At 56.4% G+C, this 16,892-nt stretch carries 7 protein-coding genes and 1 pseudogene; 5 read left to right on the top strand and 3 right to left on the bottom strand.

Features of this window, described 5'->3' with window-relative positions:
- Positions 1 to 2: 2 nt before the first annotated feature.
- Both LNA76_RS15180 and LNA76_RS15175 read left to right on the top strand, forming a co-directional pair.
- Positions 3 to 1,196 (top strand): acetyl-CoA C-acyltransferase, encoded by a 1,194-nt coding sequence (locus tag LNA76_RS15180; protein ID WP_230019389.1) that lies wholly within the window; start codon positions 3 to 5, stop codon positions 1,194 to 1,196.
- Between the two features lie 179 nt (positions 1,197 to 1,375).
- Positions 1,376 to 1,828, top strand: coding sequence for a DUF7832 domain-containing protein (locus tag LNA76_RS15175; protein WP_094197978.1), 453 nt, complete (start codon positions 1,376 to 1,378; stop codon positions 1,826 to 1,828).
- Between the two features lie 68 nt (positions 1,829 to 1,896).
- Here the strand turns inward: LNA76_RS15175 and LNA76_RS15170 are convergent, their stop codons facing one another.
- Both LNA76_RS15170 and LNA76_RS15165 read right to left on the bottom strand, forming a co-directional pair.
- The gene (locus LNA76_RS15170) at positions 1,897 to 2,772 is read right to left on the bottom strand and encodes a DMT family transporter (protein WP_108728402.1); all 876 of its coding nucleotides are present in this window, start codon (positions 2,770 to 2,772) and stop codon (positions 1,897 to 1,899) included.
- Positions 2,773 to 2,894: 122 nt separating this feature from the next.
- Positions 2,895 to 4,286 (bottom strand): annotated as a pseudogene (locus LNA76_RS15165) (aminotransferase-like domain-containing protein).
- A gap of 126 nt (positions 4,287 to 4,412) precedes the next feature.
- Here LNA76_RS15165 and LNA76_RS15160 point away from each other — a divergent pair.
- The gene (locus tag LNA76_RS15160; RefSeq protein ID WP_230019388.1) at positions 4,413 to 5,276 is read left to right on the top strand and encodes a DMT family transporter; all 864 of its coding nucleotides are present in this window, start codon (positions 4,413 to 4,415) and stop codon (positions 5,274 to 5,276) included.
- Positions 5,277 to 5,492: 216 nt separating this feature from the next.
- Here LNA76_RS15160 and LNA76_RS15155 read toward each other — a convergent pair whose 3' ends face one another.
- The gene (locus LNA76_RS15155) at positions 5,493 to 6,983 is read right to left on the bottom strand and encodes a nucleobase:cation symporter-2 family protein (protein ID WP_094197974.1); all 1,491 of its coding nucleotides are present in this window, start codon (positions 6,981 to 6,983) and stop codon (positions 5,493 to 5,495) included.
- A 1,001-nt stretch (positions 6,984 to 7,984) separates the two neighbouring features.
- Here LNA76_RS15155 and LNA76_RS15150 point away from each other — a divergent pair.
- Both LNA76_RS15150 and LNA76_RS15145 read left to right on the top strand, forming a co-directional pair.
- A complete protein-coding gene (locus LNA76_RS15150) occupies positions 7,985 to 15,559 on the top strand; it encodes a type I polyketide synthase (protein ID WP_230019387.1) in 7,575 nt (2,524 codons plus the stop codon).
- A complete protein-coding gene (locus tag LNA76_RS15145) occupies positions 15,552 to 16,892 on the top strand; it encodes an aminotransferase class I/II-fold pyridoxal phosphate-dependent enzyme (RefSeq protein WP_230019386.1) in 1,341 nt (446 codons plus the stop codon). The genes LNA76_RS15150 and LNA76_RS15145 overlap by 8 nt, the downstream gene beginning before the upstream one ends.

Raw genomic sequence — 16,892 nt, 5'->3', positions numbered from 1 at the left:
ACATGACTGTACAACAAGCTTATATCGTCGCTGCCAAGCGGACGCCCATCGGAAAAGCGCCTCGTGGTGTGTTTTCGTCCTACCGCCCTGACGAGTTGCTGGCTGAGGCCATTCGCGGCATGCTGGCCGATGTTCCCAAACTGGACCCTGCGGCCATTGAAGAGGTGGTAGCCGGTTGCGCTCTGCCTGAAGGCCCGCAAGGCTTTAACGTTGCGCGTATTTCTGCCCTGCTGGCAGGCCTGCCGCACACCGTGGCCGGGATGACCGTCAACCGATTCTGCGCTTCGGGTTTGAGTGCCATTGCGATTGCTGCCGACCGTATCCGTACGGGCCAGGCGGACATCATCGTGGCGTCGGGTGTGGAGTCAATGAGCCAGGTGCCGGTGATGGGTGTAAACACCTCGTTCAGCCCCGAGATTTTTACCTCGGATGAGAACTACGGTATTGCCTACGGCATGGGTCTGACTGCCGAAGAAGTGGCGCGTCAGTGGAAAGTGTCCCGTGAGGATCAGGACGCATTTGCCTTGGCGTCGCACCAGAAAGCCGTCAAGGCGTGGGAGTCCGGCGAGTTCACGGGCGAAGTTCTGCCTGTGACGGTCACACGCCGTCAGCCGAACCTGAGCACTCAGGAAATCTCCGTCAAGACCCAAGTGGTTGATCGTGACGAAGGTCCACGTCCTGATACCAGCCTGGAAGTGCTGGGCAAACTGCGTCCCGTGTTTGCTGCGCGTGGCTCGGTCACGGCTGGCAACAGCTCGCAGACCTCAGATGGGGCAGGCGCCTTGTTGGTTGTTTCCGAGCGTGCCTTGCGTGAGCACAACCTGACGCCGCTGGCCCGTTTCGTGACCTTCTCGGTCCGTGGTGTGTCGCCGCAGATTATGGGTATCGGCCCTAAAGAAGCTGTGCCTCATGCGCTGGCCTTGGCTGGCCTGAAGCAAGACCAGATGGACTGGATCGAGCTGAACGAAGCCTTTGCTGCTCAATCTCTGGCGGTGATCCGTGATCTGGGCCTGGACCCCGAGCGCGTTAATCCGCTGGGCGGTGCTATTGCCATGGGCCACCCTCTGGGTGCAACGGGTGCCATGCGTGCCGCGACCGTGGTTCATGCCTTGCAGCGTCGTCAGTTGAAATACGGCATGCTCACCATGTGTATCGGTACTGGCATGGGAGCCGCCGGGATTTTCGAGCGAACATAATTTCCGATCTGCTGCTGTTTCTATCGTTGCTGGACAAAGCCGCCTTCGGGCGGCTTTTTATTGGGCTGTCCCCTGTGTGAGTGGCTAATGGATTGATACTATTAAGATTGTTTTCTTAAAACCCGCTGTGTGATCGATATACTGATTCAGGACATACGCATCCCTACGGAGGTTCGACATTGAAAACGCACACTGATCCCGTTAAATATGACGCCGTAGACTGGCATGTTGGGGGAGATTATCCCGCCGATCTGGGTCCGCAAGGCGGCCGTACACACATAGGTATGTATTTGGCCTGGTTGGTGGAAAAAGACCTGTTGGCGAGTGCTTTCGTAGATCGCTACCCTAATGAGGTTCGCCAGTGCCGTGATCACATGCTCAAAGGCTCGCAACTGCTGCAAGAGTGTTGCGATGATGTGCTGGTCAGCGAGTACTTGTCCGAGCTGGGTAAGGCTTTCAGTGATTTTTATTACGACGAGCTGTTTCTGGACGATTACGTGGATACGCTGGACGACGCGGCCTTGCCATCGATTTATCACGTGCCCGACGATTGGAACAGCTATGAAACCTTGCGCCTGGTGCTGGAGCAACGTTACCAGCATTGGCGGCAGGAGCAGGGGTTGGACGGCTAGTCTTGCTTATCTGTTTCCATCATTGCGGCCCACATGTAGAGCTGGGTGCGCAAGGCGGCGTAGCTGACCTACGCTGCCTTGCGTTTGCCGATCAGTCCTGTGGCCAGCAAGGTGCCAAATAGCACGGTGCTCATGCCGATCAGCATCTGCGCGGTCAGCGCTTCGTCCAAGAGCAAGGCACCCCACAGCACCCCAAACGGCGGCACCAGAAAGGTCACCGTAATGGTTTTGGAGGGGCCGACATTGGACAGCAGGCGGTAAAAAATCAGGTAGGCGACCGCTGTACACAGCAAGGATAAGGACAGCGCAGCGCCCCAGGCATGCAGACCCGGAAACTGTGCGGGCCACCAGTAAATAGCCGCTGGCAACAGCACCAATGTTGCGCTGACCATGCTGCCTGCGGCGACGGCCTGTGGCTGTACACCACGCAGGTAGCGGGCGGTAAAGTTGGCGGCAATACCGTAGAACACGGTAGCCAGCAAAGAAGCCAGTACGGCCCAGCCCTCGGCGCCTTTATTGAAGCTAAGTTTGTCGTACACCAGAATCAGAATGCCCAGAAAACCCAGACAAAGCCCCAAAATGCGGCTGGGTGTCAGGCGCTCTTTCAGCCAGACTCGGGCGACAAGCGCACCAAACAAGGGAGCCATGGCGTTCAAGACGGCCAGCAGCCCCGATTCCAGCCGCAAGGCGGCAAAGGCATATAAGGAAAAGGGTACGGCGGCATTCAGAATACCCAGTGCAAAGATGGGTTTCCAGTTCGCCAGAAAGGAGGGTAAACGTCCGGTGACGGTGATGTAGCTCATTAAGGCCAAGGCGCTGAAACCGACACGCACGGCGGTCAGCGGGAAGGGACCAAAGTCGGGGACAGCTTGCAGCGTAAATAAAAACGAGCCGCCCCAGATGGCGGCCAGCAGGAATAAATCGCGTAAGTCTTTTGGGGACATGGGAATGGGGGCAGTGGTGGCGGTCCACATGGGCCGCATAACAGGGCAGATTGTAATCCCCTGGCCGCGACCGGGACACTGATATGGGTGTGGCGGCAGGAGGCCTGAAACCTCTGGGCGCTTTAGGCAGACAGCTCTTTGTCCAGTGCGCGTTTCAGTACGCTAAAGACGCGTTTGTCCGTGCATTGTGCGGCGTTGAAACGCAGGAACTGCTTGGCATCAGGAGCTTGGCTAAACACAGGGCCTGGGGCCAGTACCACTCCCTGCGGCAGGCACGCACGGGCCAGACTCAAGGCGTCATGTCCAGCGGGCAGCCGTGACCATAGAAACATGCCCTCGCGGGGGGGCAGCCAGGGTGTCAGGCCGAGCTGCTCCAACTGGGTCAGGCTGTGATCCATTGCTTTGGAGAGCCGGTATCGAACGCGTTCCAGATGCTTGCGATAGCCGCTGTCGCTAAGTGCGCTATTCAAAATCTGAGCGGATAGGCGGTTGCTGCTAAAGCTGGTTGCGGTGCGCAAATCCACCAAGCTTTCGATCCAGGCAGTCTGGGCCGCAATGTATCCGCAACGCAGCGAGGCCGATAGTGTTTTGGAGAAACTGCCTATTTGCACCACGCGGGACAGGCCATCCAGTGCAGCTAGCCGGGTCGCAGGGCGGGTTTCCAGATCTCCGAAAATATCGTCTTCAATAATATAGAGGTCAGCACGTTGCGCCATGGCCAGTACGCTATGCGCCGTCATGGCCGACAGGCGTGCGCCGGTTGGGTTGTGTATGCCGGAGTTGGTGATGTAGAGGCGGGGTTTGTGCTCTTGCAATGCCGCCTCAAAAGCCGCCAGATCGGGGCCTTGATGCGTGTAGGGTACACCGACGACCTTGGCTCAGTGCGCTCGCAATAAGGCGTGGAAATTGAAGTAGCACGGGTCATCGACCAAGACGGTATCGCCAGGCTCCAGGAAAAAGCGACAGAGTAGATCAATGGCCTGTGTGCCCGAGTCGGTCAGCATGATTTGATGAGGCGCCGCATCAATTTCGGACAGCACCAGACGGCGGGCCAGTCGTTGACGCAACGCCTCCAGACCGAGTGGCGAACCGTAGTCCGTTAAGTCTGAGCTGTGGCTACGCGCTGCCTTGCGCAGGCCCCGACGCACTCCCTGGTCGTACATCCAGTCCGAGGGTAACCAGCCACAGCCCGGCATTAATACATCTGCATTTGCTTCCAAGGATTGGCGCGAGATCCATAACGGGTCAATATCCCGCTCCAAAGCCGGATCCAGGGCGGCCAAGTTCAGCGGGGCCAACGGAGCCGTCACGTAAAAGCCGGACCCTGCACGAGCTTGGATCAGGCCTTCAGCCGCCAACCTGTCATAGGCTTCCACAATGGTGGACACGGAAACCCCCGCTGCCTGGGCTTGGGCACGTATCGAAGGCAGGCGGGTGCCGGGCGGATATGTCCGTGCCGCGATGTGTTCACGCACGGATTGCATGATGTGGTCTATACGGGTAACGGCAGACATGGGGCGGGCTTGGGCACGGTGTATGGGTCTAGTGGGCAGTACAGTTTTTTAAAACTGTACTGGACTGTGCCTAGGTATGCTGGCATAGCTGTGTTGTACTGACAAGCATCTTTGTCGGAGCGAATGATGGATAGCAAGGCAGTCAGTTGGCTAAACGGCTTTATGGGCGTCGCAATCTTTGCCGGTTCTTTACCGGCGACGCGTGTTGCTGTGCTGGGTATGGATCCTTTTTTCCTGACCGGAGCGCGAGCGGTGGTCGCCGCTTTGCTGGCGGCTGCCTGGTTAGTGATTGGGCGCGTGGCACGGCCACAACGATCGGACCTCTTACCCCTGGCCGTGGTTGGTTTTGGTGTTGTGCTGGGATTCCCTTTGCTGACGGCGCTGGCCCTGCAGTACATCACTTCAGCGCATTCCATTGTGTACGTCGCCTTGTTGCCTTTGTGCACAGCGCTCTTTGGGGTGGTCTTGGCTGGTGAACGGCATAAACCCGTGTTCTGGGTGTGCTCTGTTTTAGGCTGCTTGCTCGTGATGGCCTATGCCGCGCGAGAAGGTCTGGATGCGGCCTGGCAAGGGGATCTGTATATGCTGGCCGCCGTTGTGGTGTGTGGCCTGGGTTATGCCGAAGGCGGACGCCTGTCACGTCGTCTGGGCGGCTGGCAAGTGATTTGCTGGGCCTTGGTGCTTTCCTTGCCTTTCATGTTCGTCATGATGCTGTGGTTCTGGCCCCAGAGCTTCAGTCATGTGAACACTGCCGCCTGGTTAGGTTTCGGCTATGTATCAGTATTCAGCATGTTCCTGGGTTTTGTGTTCTGGTATCGAGGGTTGGCACACGGCGGGATCGCTGCGGTGGGGCAATTACAGTTGCTGCAACCTTTTATGGGCTTGGGACTGGCTGCCGCTTTATGGGGCGAGTCCGTCAATGCCAGCATGATCTGGGTCACTTTAGGCGCTGCCTTGTGTGTGGCTGGTGCACGGCGTTTTGCTTCGTGATGTCAGAAAAGGGGAGCAGCCACGCGCTGCGCCTTTGGTTTGATGCCCTGCAAGGAGGCGATCTTTCTCTTTGGACAGCCCAGCGACAAGTAACTTGTACGCCGTTTTCAGTTGGCAGTTCCTGAAGGGGGCGTTTTCGCTTGGTGTATCGGACGATAAAAAACCGGCCTGTCATGGATTCGACAGGCCGGTTTCACGACAAGCTTGGCAAGCGTTTCAGGCTTCAGCGTGCTTGGCGGCTTCTACCGCTGCATGCGTATCTTCTTTAGCACCATTAAAGAACAAGTTCAGCAGAACGGCAGCAATCGAGGTCAGCAAGATGCCCGACTCGATCAGCGGGTGAATGGCGTGAGGCATCCACTGCATGTAGTTGGGGGCCACCAGAGGAATCATGCCCACGCCAATGGAGATGGCCACAATCATGGAGTTATTGCGGTTGGTCTTGTAATCCACGCCGGACAGAATGCGGATACCAGTGGCCGTCACCATACCGAACATCACAATCCCGGCGCCGCCCAGAACCACGGTGGGTAGGGACTCAACCAGGGCCGCCATCTTGGGCAGCAGGCCCAGAATAATCAGAATCACGCCACCGGCCACGCAGACAAAGCGGCTGCGTACGCCAGTAACGGCAACCAGACCCACGTTTTGCGAGAAGCTGGAGTAGGGGAAGGTATTGAAAATACCGCCCAGCAAGGTACCCAGACCGTCGGTACGTAGGCCGCGTGCCAGATCTTTCTGATCTACTTTCTTGCCTGTCATATCGCTCAGCGCCAGGAACATGCCGGTCGATTCGATCAGCACCACAATCATGACCAGCGTCATGGTCGCAATGTGCAGGAGGTTGAATCGAGGCATCCCGAAGTGGAAAGGCAAGACCAGATCCACCCAGGCAGCGTTGGCCACTTTTTCGTAAGTCATGATGCCCATGGCCGACGCCACAACCGCGCCAATGACAATACCCAGCAATACCGCCACGTTAGCCAGAAAGCCTTTTGCAAATTTAGCGATCAGCAGAATCGAGGTCAGCACGATGGCCGCAATGCCCAGACCGGTCAGGTTGGCATAGCGCGGGTTGGGTACCGTTGCTTTCAAGGCCAGACCTTCTGGGGGTGGGGGCAAGGCAGAGCCGGGCATGGCCGCAGCCGATTGTGCGTGTTGAATCCAGGCCAGGTGGTCGGGGTTAATGACCGTGGGGGCGGTAGGGCCGACAGGGTTACCGAAAATCCAGTTGATCCCCACGCGCATCAGCGTAATGCCGATCATGGCAATAATGGTGCCGGTCACCACAGGCGGGAAAAAGCGCAGCATGCGGCTAACGGCAGGGGCGATGATCATGGTGATGATCCCCGCCCCAATCACGGTGCCAAAAAGCAATTGGGCCCCTTCCTGACCTGGGTTGGCCTGTGCCATGGACACCATGGGGCCCACAGCGGCAAAGGTTACGCCCATCATGACGGGCAGTTTGATGCCAAAGTACTGCGTGAAGCCCATCGACTGAATGATGGACACGATGCCGCAGACAAACAGGTCAGCGGCAATCAAGATAGATACTTCTTCAGACGTCAGGTTCAATGCCCGGCCCACAATTAGTGGAACCGCGACAGCACCGGCGTACATTACCAAAACGTGCTGCAAGCCCAGCGCCGCCAGTCGGCCGTTTGGTAATCGTTCGTCGACGGGTGCGGTGGTCGCGTTCGTACCCATGAAATGTCTCCAGAGTGGATTAATTATTAGATCAAGCCACTTCAATGTAACGGCGTGCGACAGCCGGGCCATAAGGCAATTCGTATAGAGCCTAGGTGTGCCTAGCTATAGATGAGGGATAACCCCCAAAAAAACTGCCCTGATTCGGGTGTTTTTGATGCGGCTAAGGGAAAACACTGCTTTGGTAGTACAGGGGGCGTAGGCCAGAAGGGGGGTGTCGTATACCTGCGCCAGTAACGGTTTTGCGCTGGTCGTGCGTCTGTCTTGTTTGTATCAAAAATGAGATTTTAGATGCGATTACCTGGTCTTTTTTCTCTTGTTGTAACGCACTTGATTGTCAATTATGACTGACCTGTAAGTGGCCTGATAGTCTTGAAGAAGCTTGTTTAAAGGCATTCGCGCAGCAGCGGATTGTTACAGTGCGCCTGTGTCTCATTTCAATTCTTTATGGATTAGAACAACTGCGTAATGGTAACATTCCGAGCTGCTAATCTTTTTGCAGTGCAGCAGGTTAGCACCAGTAGGAAAAGTTTTTTGGTGAGAAAAAGACTTTGCTTAATATCACGTTAATAGTTTCATTTTTCTCAAGGTGGCAGCGAAATGAAAGCAGCGTTGATGTTTTGCCTAGTGGCTTGATTGGACTTCCTTGGTGAATATGACCAAGGTTTTGTCATTTTTCAAACACACATTTTTTGTTGTAAACAATAAATAGAACAATATTAATAGTGGGTATTTAATTTGGATCTTTTATTTTTGCGTCATTGCTTAAATAAAAATCGAAAATAAATATTATCTGATTGCATTGAGTTTGTGTAGTTTACATGTAATTAGGGTTTGTAAGTCATAGTAACTAGGTGTAATTTTCGCCATTGTTTACTGGTGTGCTGTCTGCGACACGGCTATGTCAGGAGTCGTTGTCCGAAATAGCGTTTTATCAAACATGACTATTCCGTGCTCCGCGATGACAGGGCAAGTCAGTAAAGATCGAAAGGGTAGGGTGCGTGTCTCAAAATACAGGCAAGGGTGCTAAGGAGTTAAAAGCATCCCGTACGGATATTAATAAAAGCAATACTGCGTCTGGGGCAATCGCTATTATTGGTATGGCGTTTCGCTTCCCGGGCGATTTATCGCAGCCCGACCAGTTTTGGAATGCTTTAATTGAAAAGCGCGATCTGGTCACGGAAATTCCCGCTGATCGCTGGGCGACTGCCGAATTGCAACACGACAAAAGGTCCGAGCCGGGTCGCAGCATCACGTTTTCGGCTGGCGTTCTGTCGCGTATCGACCAGTTCGATGCGGATTTTTTTGGTATCTCCCCACGCGAAGCCGCCTGGCTAGACCCGCAACAGCGTCTGTTGCTGGAGCTGTCCTGGGAAGCCATGGAAAACGCGGGCGTTGTGCCGTCCGCCATGGCTGGTAGTGACTGTGCGGTTTATGTCGGTATCTCCGGTTTGGATTACGGCATGCGCGGCCTGGATGATTTGGCCAGCCTGACTGCCCATATGATGACCGGCAATACCATGAGTATTGCGGCCAACCGTCTGTCTTATATCTACGACTTGCACGGACCGTCCATGGCGGTGGATACCGCCTGCTCGTCTTCCTTGGTGGCTTTGCATCAAGCATGCTCAAGCCTGCGTAATGGCGAGGCCTCCACCGCTTTGGTCGGTGGCGTCAATCTGTTGCTGCACCCCTATCCCTTTGTCGGCTTTACCAAAGCGTCGATGTTGTCGGCAGACGGACGCTGCAAGGCGTTTGATGAGGCCGGCAATGGCTATGTCCGTTCCGAGGGCGGTGCGGTACTGATGCTCAAGCCTTTGGAGCAAGCACTAGCCGATGGTGATCAGGTACAGGCTGTCATTTTGGCTACGGGCGTGAATGCCGATGGTGCTCGCAAGACCGGCATCACCATCCCTAGCTGCCAGGGACAAATTGAGTTGATGCGCTCCGTTTTAGAGCGCAGCGGCCTGACTGCGGGTGATGTGGACTTTGTCGAGGCCCATGGTACCGGTACGGCAGTAGGCGACCCTATTGAAACTACCGCAATCAGTGCGGTATATGGAAAAACGCGCGAACAGCGTTTGCCTATTAGTTCAGTCAAAGCGAATTTGGGGCATATGGAGTCAGCCTCCGGCATGGCCGGTTTGGTCAAAACGGTGCTGGCTTTGCAGCATCAAGCCCTGCCACCTGCTTTGCATTTGAACACCCCCAATTCCGCGATTGATTTTGACGGCTTGAATCTGGAATTGTTACCGCAAGGCCGTCAATTGCATCGTACCGACGGCAAGCCTTTGGTGGCGGGCCTTAATTCTTTTGGCTTTGGTGGTGCCAACGCACACGTTTTGCTACAGGCCCCTGTCGCACCCGCTGGTCAATCGACTGTTGCGCCGAACTCGGTTTTGCCGCCTTTAGTCTTGTCGGCCAAAACAGAAGCCGCTCTGCGCGAACATGCAGGTAATTATGCGGATTTGCTGGATGGCAAGACGGTACAAGCGTTTTACGATGTCAGCTACGCGGTAGCGCACGGTCGGCAGACTTTGGCTCGTGCTTTGATCATTCAGCCCGAAACGGTTGAAGAAGGCGTGGCGCAATTGCGTGCTTACGCGCAAGGGCAAGACTCGCAGGGTCTGCAAACGGTAGATGCCCTGGATAAAGAAGCTCAACTGGCCTTCGTGTATGCGGGTAACGGAGCGCAGTGGTTGGGGATGGGCGTGACCTTGTTGCGCGAGTCCCCTCGTTTCGCCGCACTGCTGTCCGAGCTGGACACCTTGATGCAGCCCTTGGCGGGTTTCTCGTTACTGGAGCAATTGCAGGCCGAGCCTGCTGCCTCCCGTATGGACGACACGACCGTTGCCCAGCCCCTGTTGTTTGCCCTGCAGGTTATTGTGACGCGCATGCTGCGCGAAGATGGCGTTCAGCCTGATGCCGTCACGGGACATAGCGTAGGTGAAATTGCTGCAGCCTGGGCCGCTGGTGCTCTGGATCTGGAACAAGCCATACGTGTGATTTGTGCCCGTAGCCAGGCCCAAGGCCTGACTCGTGGTCAAGGCCGGATGGCCGTTATTGGTCTATCGCTGGAAGCGGTAAACACCTTGCTGGAAAGCCAGGGTGCGGACTTGGGCGTGAATGTGGCGGGTGTGAACAGCCCTTCCAATATCACCTTGTCCGGTAGCCTGGAAGGCTTACAACGCATTCAGTCTGCCCTGGAAGACCAAAGTGTTTTCTTCCGCTTGCTGGATCTGGATTACGCCTTTCACAGCCCCTATATGGATGGTTTGTTGCCGCATCTGGAAAAGAGCCTGGGCGACTTGCAGCCCGGCCAGCAGGAACCACAGGCGCGTTTTGTTTCGACCGTTACCGGTCAAGAGTTGCCCCCATACGAGCTGGGTGTGGAGTACTGGTGGCGCAATATTCGCGAGCCCGTGCAGTTTGAGCAGGCCATTGCTTGTCTGGCCAAGCAGGGCTGCCGTGTTTTTCTGGAAATTGGCCCGCACGCCATTTTGCAGCGCTACATCCGTGAAACCCTGACTCAGGCCGATGTTCAGGGTGTTGTGCTGTCCAGCCTGCGCAAGCATGACGATGGACCACAGCGTCTGGTCGATACGGCCCTGCATACCCTGGCTCTGCTGCCTTCTCAGTTGAAGGCCCGTTTCCCCGTGGCTGGTAATCCGGTGGATCTGCCTGTGTATCCGTGGCAGCGCGAGCGTCATTGGTACAAGACCAGCACAGAAGGGATGCGCTCCATTGAGCGCCGACGAGTACATGATTTGCTGGGTTGGCGCCTGCCCGATAGCGATATCAGCTGGGAAAACGTACTAGACCCGGTGATTTTGCCTTGGCTGGCTGATCACAAAGTGGGTGGGGCCATGGTGTACCCCGGCGCTGCTTATTTGGAGATGGCCTTGGCCGCAGCCCGCGAGTGGCTGGGCGAAGCACTGATCCAGGTGGACGAGCTGGATATTCTGGCTCCGCTGGTCTTTGACGGTGAGCATGCCCGCAGCCTGCGCTTTGTGCTGAGTCCGCGCGATGGCAGTTTCTATATCAAGAGCCGCCAACGCCTGAGCCAGGACGAGTGGGTGGTACACGCTAGTGGCCGCATTCTGGCTTCGGATGAGCGCATGCCCAAGCCAGAGCTCTCGCCCCTAAGCTCGGCGGAACGGCAGATTGATCGTGATCGCCACTATCGTCTGGCACATTCCTTGGGCTTGGACTACGGTCCAGCCTTCCAGGGTTTGAAGGTCTCACAGGTGCAAGATACGTACCTGCATGCGGAACTGGAAATGCCCGTCAGCCTGGAGCAAGACGGTTATCTGCTGCACCCGGCCTTGATGGACGTGTGTTACCAGTCTCTGGTGGATTTCTTCGCACAAGATATTGAAGTAGGCCAAGGCGTTGCCTTATTGCCTGTGAAAGTAGGCCGCTTTACCTTGTCCACCGAAGGGCAAGTGACGCATTTCCGTGCGCATCTGCGTCGCAGCAGTGCCCGTTCGGTACTGGCGGACTTTGAGCTGTATGGTGCTGATGGCCGCTTGCTGGCCAGCGCCCAGGCTTGTCGTTTCCGCGCGGCACATTTCTTGCGTCAGGACCGACACGCGGTCTCCAACTGGCAAATTACCCCGTATCTGCGTCCTCATCCTCATGATGAACGAGTCGCCGTTACGCTCTCGCCTGAACAACTGGCCCAAAGCGGTTGGGATGCACTGGTCGATCAGCAGCAAGAACGCGAAACCTGGTTCCAGCAGACTTTGCCTTTGCTGGATGCCTTGAGTCTGTCCTTTATTTATGAAGCCTTCCAGGACGTTAAACCAGCCGAGCTCAGTGCCGAGGTATTGAATAGTCCGTATGGCTGCTGGATGAGTGAGCTGTTGCGCAGTGAAGCGCTGCTGCAAGATGGGGAAAGCTATCGAGTGGCGGAGCAGGCGGATATGCCTTCTGCCCAGGACTTGTGGCGCACGATTTTGCAGGACTCCCCGAGCAGCCTGCCGCAGTTGACCCAGATTGGTTCGGTGGGCCGCCAACTGCCCGCCTTGTTACGTGGTGATCTTTCAGGCGAAAAACTGCTGGCTTCCTTGCGCCGTTCCCCGGTGGTTGAAGTGCTGTATGACGATGACCCCATGTATCTGGGTGTGCGTCAGGCACTGGAAGCCCAGTTGCGAGAGCTGGCTGCGAACTTGCCGGTTTCCCAGCGGCTGCGTGTGCTGGAAGTCGCTGTTGGCCCTAGCGATTTGCCCAAGACGCTGGCGGCTTGTTTGTCTGAAGATCAGTTTGAGTATGTGTTGGCCTTGCCGGATGCCGATTTGCAGGCACGTCAGGCGACGCAACATCATGCGCTAGCCAATGTGCAAGTTGTCGGTTTTGATTTGCAAGAGTGGCAACTGGATCAGTCCAACGACACACAGTTTGATGTCGTGATTTTGCGTCACAGCCTGCACCGTACCGTGCATGTTCCACCTGCTTTGCTGCGTAGCAAGCAGTGGCTGGCTACAGGTGGTGTTTTGCTGCTGGCCGAGTGTCACCCTGATTGGCATGCGGATTTTCTGTCCGGTCTGGACCCAAGCTGGTGGCATACAGCCGCTGAGTCGCAATCCTCTTCCTTGCTGTCGCCTGAAGGCTGGCACAGGGCTTTGGAGCAAGCGGGTTTTGAGCAGGTACAAACAGCCCCAGAGCCTGCCGCTCAGGCGTTGAGCGAAGGTGCTTATTTGCTTTTGGCCAGCGCCGCGACAAAGCAGACAGGTCAGAATCTGGAGGCCGTCGCTACAGCCCAGTGGCTACTGTTGTTTGACGAGGCTTCCCAAACGCATGCCCATTCTTTGCAAGCTCGTTTGGAGGCAGTCGGACAGACGGTTTGCGCCCAAGCCTGGCCACCCAGTGCCGACGCTTTGGCTGATGAGCACACGCTGAATGTGGTGCCGATGCTGGGTTGGGCTGATACCGTTGCTGCTGTCAGCCAGACCAGTGCGCAACTGCTGAACCTGACTCAAAGCTTGTCCGCCCGTGCTGCTGCAAGCCGTTTGTTCCTGGTGACGCACGGCGGAGCATTGCCTGCGCTGGCAGAAGAATTGGATTGGGCGGTGAATCCTGCCCAGTCGGCCTTGTGGGGCTTTGGCCGCGTCGTCATGAACGAGCTGCCTGCCTTGTCCTGCACTCTGATCGATCTGGCCGGCGATCTGAATGCCGGCAGCATCGCTCAGCGCCTGGAGTGCGAGCTGCTGTGGCCAGATGGTGCGACAGAAATTGTCTTATCTCAAGACGCACGCCATACCTTGGTGTTGCAGGAGGCCACTCAGCTTGTAAGTGCTCAATTAGGCCAGGATGCACGCTTTAAGTTGGACTTCCACGTGCCCGGACAGTTGCGCAATCTGGAATGGCAAGCTGTTCAAGCGCCCACTCTGGCTGCGGATCAGGTCGAAGTCCGCACCATGGCAGCGGGCCTGAACTTCCGTGACGTGATGTACTTGATGGGCTTGTTGCCGGACGAAGCCGTAGAAAACGGGTTCGCCGGTGCGAGCCTGGGCCTGGAGTTCTCGGGTGTGGTTACACGCCTTGGTGCCGATGTCACTAACCTGTCGGTCGGCCAGCCGGTGATGGGTTTTGGTTCCTCCTGCTTTGCCAGCCATGTGGTGACACGTGCGGATGCTATCGCTCCCATGCCTGAAGGTTGGGATTTTGAAGCCGCCGCCACCGTTCCCACCGTGTTCTTCACCGTGTACTACGCGCTGACGCACCTGGCCCATATCCAGCCCGGCGAGAAGGTGCTGATCCATGGTGCTGCAGGCGGCGTGGGAATTGCTGCAATCCAACTGGCCCGCCATTTGGGCGCAGAGATTTACGCCACCGCTGGCACGGACGAGAAGCGAGTGTTCGCCTCCTTGTTGGGCGCTGACCATGTGTTCGATTCGCGCAGCCTGAGCTTTGCTCAGGATGTGATGGATGCCACTGGCGGTGAGGGCGTGGACGTGGTGCTGAACTCCCTGGCAGGTGAAGCCATGCGCCGCAGCCTGGATGTCTTGAGCCCATTTGGCCGTTTCCTGGAACTGGGCAAGCGTGACTTTTTCGAGAACACACCGATTGGTCTGCGCCCCTTCAAGAGCAATATCAGCTACTTCGGTATTGATGCCGACCAGTTGCTGACAGGACGTCCAGCCCTGGCGGGACGTTTGTTCAAAGAAGTCATGGAACTGTTCCATGATGGCGCGTTGTTCCCATTGCCTTACCGCAGTTTCGGTGCCGAGCATGTGGTGGATGCATTCCGCGCCATGCAACAGGCTCGTCACATCGGCAAGCTGGTGGTGTCCTTGAAGGATGCTCAGCCTGGCCTACCCGCAAAACAAATAGCGACCCCTATCGACTTGTCCACACAGGGCACGTGGTTGGTAACGGGCGGTTTGTCTGGCTTCGGTTTGGCTTCAGCCCAATGGCTGGTCAAGCGTGGCGTGCGCTCTTTGGTTTTGGCGGGTCGCCGTGGTGCCGATACCCCGGGTGCACAAGCGCTGCTGGAACAGTTCCAGACACAAGGCTGTCGTGTGCAAATCGTGGCGTGTGATGTCACGGATTGTGCAGCGGTACAAGCCGTCGTCGCCCAGATTCAGGCAAGTGATAGTCCGTTAACGGGTGTGCTGCATGCTGCCGCTGTATTTGATGATCGCCTGATCGCGAATATGGATCAGGACAGTCTGGATAAGGTGCTGCAAACCAAATTAGTGGGGGCATGGAATCTGCACCTGGCCACTCAGGATGTGAGTTTGTCCCACTTCGTGCTGTATTCCTCGGTGACGACTTCTATTGGTAACCCCGGACAGGCGAACTATGTGGCCGCCAACGCGGGCCTGGAAGGTCTGACGCGCCTGCGTCAGAACCTGGGTCTGGCGGCTTCTTGCATTGCTTGGGGGCCGATTGGCGACGCAGGTTACCTGACCCGCAATGAAACCGTGAAGGACAGCTTGGGCAAACGCCTGGGCAAAGCGTCTCTGCAATCCGATCAGGCATTGGATCAACTGGATCGCGTGCTGGCTGTTAACGGTGAAGTGTCCATTGTGGCTAACTTCGATTGGAATGCCCTGGCCCGTTTGCTGGCCTCGGCCCAGAGCGAACGCTTTGCCATCTTGAACCGTGCTCGTAAAGATCAGGACTCCGGTAGCGACGGCCAGGATATTCACGCCTTGATCGCTGGTAAAACACCCGAGCAAATTCACGCTTTGGTGGCCGAATGGGTGGCGCAGGAAGTCGCCAACATTTTGCGTACTGAAGTAGACCGTATCGAAACTCAACGCTCCTTGCATGATCTGGGTATGGACTCCTTGATGGCCGTGGAGTTGGCCTTGGGCTTGGAGCAACGCTTTGGCGTGCAGTTGCCCGCCATGGTGCTGAACGATTCCCCCACCGTCTGGAACGTCGCCGCCCGCATTGTCGATAAGTTGACGGCTGGTGGCGAGGACTCGGCAGAGCACGATGCAGGGCATCTGGTCGCCGATGTCGTACGTCAGCACGGGGATGAGATGTCCGAGACGGACTTGCAAGGACTGGCCAAGGATGTACAGCGATTGGCAGAAACAGGGACATCACTGATTCATGAGTAAGAACGATCTGGCGCCAGGTAGTAAAGCACAACTGATTCAGCGCATTTTGGGACGTAAAACTGGGCAAGCGACCGGCGATGGTCGCATGGCCGATCAGTCTGCCAGGCATCAGGGCGCGGCCAGCCATATTCCGGATGCCTTCACCCGCTTTGACCGCCATCCTGGTTACGAGAAAATGCTGGTGCCCAAAGCCATGGCCGATCGTATGGGCGTGCGCAACCCTTTTTTCCGCAGCCACGACGGTGTAGCGGCTGCGCATACCCGGATCAACGGACGCGACTATCTGAACTTTGCCAATTACAACTATCTGGGTCTGTCAGCACACCCTGAAGTCAATGCAGCCGCTAAAGCCGCGATGGACCAGTACGGCACATCGGCTTCGGCCAGCCGTTTGGTTGCGGGCGAGCGCCGTGTTCAGCGTGAGTTGGAAGAGGAACTGGCCCAGAACTATGAGGTGGATGATTGCGTGGTTTTCGTCAGTGGACACGCCACCAACGTCAGCACCATTGGTTACTTGTTTGGCCCCAAGGATCTGGTGATTCACGATAGCCTGATCCACAACAGTATTTTGCAAGGCATCCAGTTATCGGGTGCCGCCCGCCGTTCATTTCCTCACAACGATAGTGCCGCCCTGGAGCGCATTCTGGCCGATATTCGTGGCCAGTTCGAGCGTGTGCTGATTGTGATTGAAGGCTTGTACAGCATGGATGGAGACATCCCGAATCTGCCCGCATTTATTGACATAAAACGGCGCTATAAAGCGTTTTTGATGGTCGATGAAGCTCACGCTCTGGGTGTGCTTGGCAAAACGGGCCGTGGCTCGCACGAGCATTTTGGTGTGGTGGGTCGAGATGTCGATATCTGGATGGGCACCTTGAGCAAGACCTTGGCAAGTTGCGGCGGCTACATCGCTGGTGATCGTGCGCTGGTGGAACTGCTTAAATACGCCGCCTCCGGTTTTGTGTACAGCGTGGGAATCTCTCCCGTGTTGGCGGCCGCTTCGCTCAAAGCCTTGCAGATCATGCGTCGGGAGCCCGAGCGTGTGCAAAACCTGCAAGAGCGTGGCAGTCAGTTTCTGAATTCGATGCGCTCGCTGGGGATCAATACCGGTTTTGCCCAAGGCTACGCCGTTATTCCTGCGATTACCGGCAGCTCTCTGAAAGCAGTCAAATTGTCCGGCCAGTTGTTTGATGCCGGTCTGAATGTGCAACCCATTATCCATCCTGCGGTAGAAGAAAAAGCAGCACGTTTGCGCTTTTTCCTGTCTTCCACGCATAGCCAGGATGACATAGACCTGGCGTGTGAAACCGTTCATACGCTCCTGAAGAAATAA

It is taken from the genome of Alcaligenes sp. MMA, from assembly GCF_020907215.1.
In the GTDB taxonomy this organism is placed as follows: Bacteria; Pseudomonadota; Gammaproteobacteria; order Burkholderiales; family Burkholderiaceae_B; genus Alcaligenes; species Alcaligenes aquatilis.
The sequence above is the reverse complement of the archived record's forward strand: the minus strand, read 5'-3'. Positions and strand labels throughout refer to the sequence as shown.